The organism is Vibrio mexicanus (assembly GCF_001012815.1).
GTDB classification, from domain to species: Bacteria; Pseudomonadota; Gammaproteobacteria; order Enterobacterales; family Vibrionaceae; genus Vibrio; species Vibrio mexicanus.
This window is the reverse complement of the sequence record NZ_JYJP01000070.1, coordinates 60,607-67,324: the sequence shown is the minus strand read 5'-3', so window position 1 is coordinate 67,324 and position 6,718 is coordinate 60,607. Positions and strand designations below refer to the sequence as shown.

5 protein-coding genes are annotated in these 6,718 nt (G+C 45.2%); 3 read left to right on the top strand and 2 right to left on the bottom strand.

Going from position 1 to position 6,718, the window contains the following annotated elements; translation table 11 throughout:
• Nucleotides 1-75: 75 nt before the first annotated feature.
• On the bottom strand, nucleotides 76-942 hold the full coding sequence (locus UA76_RS10600; protein ID WP_047045773.1) for a patatin-like phospholipase family protein: 867 nt from the start codon (nucleotides 940-942) through the stop codon (nucleotides 76-78).
• 228 nt (nucleotides 943-1,170) lie between these two features.
• On the opposite strand from UA76_RS10600, the gene UA76_RS10595 reads away from it, so the two are divergent.
• From UA76_RS10595 to UA76_RS24665, 3 genes are read left to right on the top strand one after another with little or no spacing between them, the layout of a single operon-like run.
• Complete coding sequence (locus UA76_RS10595; protein WP_047045771.1) at nucleotides 1,171-2,211, top strand: response regulator; 1,041 nt, start codon at nucleotides 1,171-1,173, stop codon at nucleotides 2,209-2,211.
• 18 nt (nucleotides 2,212-2,229) lie between these two features.
• Nucleotides 2,230-5,007, top strand: coding sequence for a hybrid sensor histidine kinase/response regulator (locus UA76_RS10590; RefSeq protein WP_238322257.1), 2,778 nt, complete (start codon nucleotides 2,230-2,232; stop codon nucleotides 5,005-5,007).
• Nucleotides 5,008-5,018: 11 nt separating this feature from the next.
• The gene (locus UA76_RS24665) at nucleotides 5,019-5,867 is read left to right on the top strand and encodes a response regulator (protein WP_238322256.1); all 849 of its coding nucleotides are present in this window, start codon (nucleotides 5,019-5,021) and stop codon (nucleotides 5,865-5,867) included.
• Nucleotides 5,868-5,930: 63 nt separating this feature from the next.
• Here UA76_RS24665 and cobA read toward each other — a convergent pair whose 3' ends face one another.
• Nucleotides 5,931-6,710: a uroporphyrinogen-III C-methyltransferase gene (cobA, locus tag UA76_RS10585; protein WP_047045768.1), complete on the bottom strand. Its 780-nt coding sequence runs from the start codon at nucleotides 6,708-6,710 to the stop codon at nucleotides 5,931-5,933.
• Between the last annotated feature and the right edge of the window lie 8 nt (nucleotides 6,711-6,718).

Genomic DNA, 6,718 nt, shown 5'->3' with positions numbered 1-6,718 from the left:
AAAACCTCTGTCTTGTATAAATTTCCCACAAAGTGCTGCAAAAATCAGCTTGAAAGATCAACACGCCCTAGAAACTTACAAACAGAAATAACAGTTTTCTTCGGTTAGGCCATGCTCTCCTCTGATATTGGTCAAATGCGCTTGTCCTGCGCTTCTTCCCATCTCGTATCCGTCATCCAGCAACGTTGGGTTCATCGTTAGGCGCTTCACTGCAAAATTCTCCGGCGGCGCTATCACTCGCACCAACGCATCTTTAGGTGGGTTTCGAATGAAATCGAGCGACGCATTGTAACGTTCAGCTCGTTTACTCATAGAGTTCGCGATTTCAGGATGTCGTTTTAACAACCTACCCATAAACCACTGACTGCGCGACTTAGGCATTTCATAGCTCAGAGGGTGAGACAGAATCACAGTGATCTCTTTAGCCCCTCGCCTATACGCTTCCTTAACTGGAATCGAATCAGCGACACCGCCGTCAGTGTAACAGCCGCCGGAGAAACAAGGGGTTTGCTTGTATGCAATTGGCAATGCGGTTGTTGCTTCAATCGCTTTAGCGAAGTTTTGAGCCGTTACCTGATAGTAGTCTGCGTCACCCGTTTCGATGTTTGTCGCGGCGGCAAGAAATGGTGTAGAGGAAAACATTTTCTCTTGATCAAAAGGAAATCGTCGATTCGATTCCTCAAACAGCCATTGCACATCGATAAGGTTGCCCCCTTTTACAAACCTCATCGGATCAATAAATCGTTTCTGGGTCGCAAGTTCAGTAATTACTCGATAACTTCGTTTAGGTTGCTTTGCTAAATATCCAATCAAATTGGATGCCCCAGCAGACACGCCCATCACAAAGTCATAATCATCGTGGCTCTCTTCAAGAAAGGCATCTAATACACCCGCTGCGAATATGCCGCGCATTGCACCACCTTCGACCACCAAAGCTTTCATTATTTATCTACTCATATTGACTCGTTTTCTTTGGTAACAGAGTAAGTAAATGGAAAGCACGAATAAAATCGAAGTTTACAATTATTACGATAGATAAATTCTATTGAAAACCATAAGTGAAATAAAATCGCAACCTCTACAATTCAATTTATACCAATGAATTTACACAAAATATTTACTATTATATCAACAATGATTTAACAAGCACCCATCCAAGGAAGGACGTTTATGCCTCTAGGCCAGACTCCAGACAAACCAACTATACTTGTCGTTGACGATATTCCAGACAACATTCATACGCTGTCGGGTGTTCTATCTTCCGATTTCAAGATCAAAGCAGCTATTAACGGTCAGAAAGCACTACAAATCGCCTCTGGTTCTCCTAAACCTCATTTGATTCTACTCGATATCATGATGCCGGAAATGGATGGCTACGAGGTATGTGAAAAGCTGAAAAGTAATCCCTATACCGCCGAGATTCCGATCATCTTTGTTACCGCAAAAGCTGAGGTTGTTGACGAAGAGAAAGGCTTTATGATGGGTGCCGTTGACTACATTACCAAGCCGATTAGTCCGCCTATCGTAAAGGCACGCGTAAAGACCCACATTGCCCTGCACAATCAAAATTTAGATTTGGCAGAGCAAGTGAAAGAGCGAACTCAACAACTCGAGCAGAGCCGATTAGAAATCATCCAACGACTCGGCCGCGCTGCCGAATACAAAGACAACGAAACGGGAATGCACGTTGTCAGAATGAGTCATTACTCTCGTATCCTTGCAGAGCAATTAGATGTGAGCAAACGTTGGGTTGAACTTATCTTCCATGCGTCGCCAATGCATGACATCGGCAAAATCGGGATTCCTGACCGTGTTCTTCGCAAACCTGGCAAGCTCGATAACGAAGAGTGGGACGTCATGCAACAACACGTTCAAATCGGTGGCGATATCATTGGAGACAGCGACTCAGCTCTTTTGAAACTGGCGCAAGAGATTGCCCTTTACCATCATGAAAAATGGGATGGCAGCGGCTATCCTCATAGATTGAAAGGCGAAGACATCCCACTGAGCGCGAGAATCGTCGCAATAGCAGACGTATTTGATGCTCTCACCAGCGAAAGGCCCTATAAAAAAGCGTGGCCGGTTGAAAAGGCCATCGGTCTTATCGAAGAAGAAGCAGGGAAACATTTCGATCCTACTCTTGTTCCAATCTTCATCAGCAAACTAGACGAGATGTTGGAAATTCGCGACTCATTCAAAGACGAATTTTAATATTTAAAAGGATATTTAATGAATCAAGCAAACGCGCATGCGGCTGATTCCAAGCGCATTCTCATTGGTTTTTTTATTGCTTCATTTTTACTTTTGGTTGCGGGAACCATCGCGTGGTTTTCATTAAGTGAGCGATTTAAAACTGTCGAGCAATATTCGACGGATGCTCAAATAGCCGCCAACCTCGGCAGCTTAAAGGTCAGCGAGCAAAATTACATTCGACTACCCAACCCCGATATGGCGCAGGATACTATCGTTCTTTTTGAACAAGTTCAGACGCTTATTGACAGAGGCGTTGAACAAGGCCTCAGTCCAGAAGCGAGTGAACTCATCGCGACCTATTCTTCTCAGTTTACGGAGTATGTTGAAACAGAATCCAAACGCCAAGAGACTCGTGTTTTAATGGCAAATTTTGCCGACAGTGCGAGTGACACCATTCATCATGCTCTAACCCAACAAAAGGAACTGATTGAAAAAGGGGTTGAGCAAGTCGATGAGTTAAGTACTCATGTAAAAATGACGACGCAGCAAGCCATTGAAGCTCAAAGACTCGTCACTCAAATCGCCAACACGCAGAATTATGAAAAAGGTTATGTGTTAGAAGGTGAGCATTCTCTGTTTCGTCAAGCACAACTTGAGCTGCAACTAATTGATTCAACGATTAAGGATCTCGAAGCGACTCTCACGACTCAAGAGAGCCAGGACCTCCTTAGGTTAATCAAGAATGCCAAAAATCGTTACTACGTGACATTTACGCAACTTAGAAGCCTTAAGAATATTAACTCACAGTTGAAGAAGAACATTATCGGCCAAGTCGATATCGCTGGAGATGAACTGACTCGATCTGCGATTGCACTTCGTGCGCATCTGCAGGAAACGCTAAACCAACACCAACAAGGTGTGTCTAGCTTGCAAACTGAGGTCAATCATCGTTTAGATCTCAACACCGCACTTCTTCAACTCCAAGAAATCAACAGTAACATCAAGAAGTACTATCGAGACTACTCGGCTTCTGTTGGCCCACATCAACAAGAGACCAACGCCGATATGGTTGAAGCTCTGTTAGACGACGTGTTTACGCTGTTGGTTGAGCTTGAACCTAAGCTACACAACGTTCGAGAAAGAGAAAAATCGGATATGCTCAAGCGAAACGCGGAATCTTATCTGACGGCTTTCCATCAGCTTAGAGAGCTTGACCTACAAGCAACAGGCAACATAAACCAACTCAACAGAAACTACATCGCTTTATCTTCAATGGCGGAATCTGCCTATTCTGAGCGCCGCGATGTTGTCATGGGCTCGCAAAACCTCACGCTTTATCTTGCAATTGGTGGCGTCTTCTTCATTTCGATGCTCTTCTTACTTGGTTTGTTAGCTCATAAAGCCCAATCAGCTTTACAACGTTTTGCCGAGCAACTTGAAATTGCACGTGATCAAGCAGATGCGGCCAACCAAGCTAAATCCGATTTCCTAGCAAACATGAGTCATGAAATTCGTACCCCAATGAATGCGATTATTGGCATGAGTTACTTGGCACTTAAAACGGAACTCACCAACGCTCAGCGCAATTACATTCACAAGGTTAAGCTGTCCGCCGATTCCTTATTAGGCTTGATCAACGACATTCTCGATTTCTCTAAGATCGAAGCAGGTAAACTTGATATTGAAAATGTCGACTTCCACCTTCAGAACGTTCTCGACAACATCACTAACCTGATTGGGCTTAGAGCGTCAGAACGCGAGTTAGAACTTCTGATACACATCAACCGAGACGTGCCCACTAACCTTGTTGGTGATCCACTAAGACTTGGGCAGATATTGATTAACCTTGCCAACAACGCCGTGAAATTCACCGAAGAAGGCGAAATTAAAATTCACGCTAAAGTCGATAAACGCAGCGGTGACAATGTCACTCTACGCTTCTCAGTGACCGACAGCGGTATTGGTATGACGCCTGAGCAAACGGCTAAGCTGTTTAGCAAATTTACCCAAGCAGACTCTTCAACCACGCGTAAGTATGGCGGTACAGGCTTGGGCCTTGCGATCAGTAAACAGCTCAGCCAAATGATGGGCGGCGACATTTCCGTAACCAGTGAATTTGGTAAAGGTTCGACGTTTACCTTCACGGTCGATATGGCGGTGAGCCATACCCTAGCGGAAGAAGTGATCGATGTACCTGTCCCACTCAACGAGCTTAATGTTCTGATCGTTGATGACAACGCGACAGCCCGTTTAATTGTCGAAGATATCTTGCAATCACTTGGCTTCCAAACCACCAGCGTGAGTCGGGTCGATAAGGCGTTAGACACAGTCGCTGACTCTCTAGAAGCGGGGTCGCCATTTGACCTGATTATTTCAGATTGGCAAATGCCTGGTAAAACAGGTGTCGACTTTGTCGAGGCCCTTTACAGTCAATACGCTGTGAATGAATTGCCACGTATTTTAATGCTCACCGCATTTGGCCGTGAAGAGCTGCAAGAGGCCATGGCCAAGCGCCAACTGCCAGAAACCATGATTCTCGACAAGCCAGTCTCCTCATCTCACCTGTTCGATGCGATTGTTACGCTATTTGGTATTGAGAGTGGACGAGTCAGTCGTTCGGATCTTGATGAACAGGCTCAACTGGCTAACGTACAAAAACTGGCGGGCGCTCACCTACTTCTCGTCGAAGATAACGAGATTAACCAAGAGTTAGCGATCGAGCTGCTAGAAAGTCAGCAAATCAAAGTAACGGTTGCCAACAACGGTCGTGAAGCCATTGATTACTACAAGGCTAACGATTACGACGCATCCTGATGGATTGCCAAATGCCAATCATGAATGGCTACGAAGCAACTGAAATGATTCGCGGCCAGCTTGAAGATAAAGAAATTCCAATCATCGCCATGACGGCCAATGTTATGGAACGTGACAAAGAGAAAGCAGAGCAATCTGGCATGAACGACATCATCGCTAAACCAATAGATGTCGGTTCCATGTTCGCAACGCTAGCTCAATGGATAACACCCAAACAGAAAGCATCATTAGTTAAGGCATTGGCCGAGCCAACAGCGGAAACCTTAGATAGTACACCTCAGGGCGAGGTGATCATCCCCGAATTGACGAGTATCGACACACAAACCGGATTGGCGAGAGCAAACAAAGATACACGCCTGTACTCTCGCTTGTTAAGGCGCTTTGTTGAGAGCTATCAAGATCAAGCACAAGTAACCGAAGCAATATCTAAGGCAGATGAAGACGCGAAACGTTACGTTCATAGCTTGAAAGGTGTATCGGGCAATATCGGTGCGCAAGCTCTTCACGAAACCGCCGCTTCTTATGAACAAGACTTAGGTAACGCAGAGCTTAAGCAAACCATGCTTACAGAGCTCAAGACTGTCGTAAGCGAGCTCATCGCGCAGCTTGATTTAGCTTCGAGTGACAATAATACTTCTGGCTCGTCAGAAAGCGATAACGCCTTCGATCCCGCTGTGTTTAACAAGTTGATCCAACTGGTTGAAGACAGTGATACAGAAGCGTTGGATTTGCTTGATAACCTACCAAATAGCGAAGCTGTTGGACTTTCATCAGGTGAACTTGGCAAAGTCCACCGGGCGTTAGAGGACTTTGACTTTGATTCTGCCCTTGAGGTGCTGAATTCAAAACGAAAAAATTAGAACATCTCAAAAACCAAAAGGGAGTCGATAATCGACTCCCTTTTTACTTTCAAAAATTTTGTATTACTGAAACCAGTTCAGTTTTTCGTGCAAAGACGTCACACTGCCAACAACAATAAGCGCTGGGCTTTTTGCAGACTTCGCCATCTCGGCAAGCTCACTCAATTGACCCGTCAAAACCTTTTGTTCTTTACGCGTACCATTTTCAATGATCGCACATGGCATGTCTTCGTCGAAGTTGTTAGCCAGTAACTGCTCTTGAATGTAGCCACTCTGCTTAAGGCCCATGTAGAAAACCAATGTATTATTAGGTTGCGCGAGTGATTCCCAAAGGATCTCTTTGCCATCTTTTTGAACGTGACCAGTAATAAACTGCACACTCTGCGCGTGGTCTCTGTGAGTCAATGGAATGCCTGCATAAGATGTCGCACCAGCAGCAGCCGTGATGCCTGGAATCACTTCGAAGCTTACACCCTGCTCTGCCAACAACTCTAACTCTTCACCACCACGGCCAAAAATAAAGGAATCGCCCCCTTTCAAACGAACCACATGTTTACCTTCTTTGGCTTTGTCTGCCAAGATTTGGTTGATCTGATCTTGTGGTACATAGTGAAAGTCGAGCTGTTTGCCGACATAAATCATTTCGGCGTCTTTGTTGGCGAGATCAATGATATCTTGCGACACCAAACGATCGTATACAACCACATCTGCTTGTTGAATAACGCGATAACCTTTTACCGTTAGTAGATCTGGGTCGCCCGGCCCTGCGCCAACCAACGATACAAAACCCGCCTTCTGCTTTGGCGCTTGATACTGATTTGGCGATTGATAACTGTCTGACATTCTGTGCT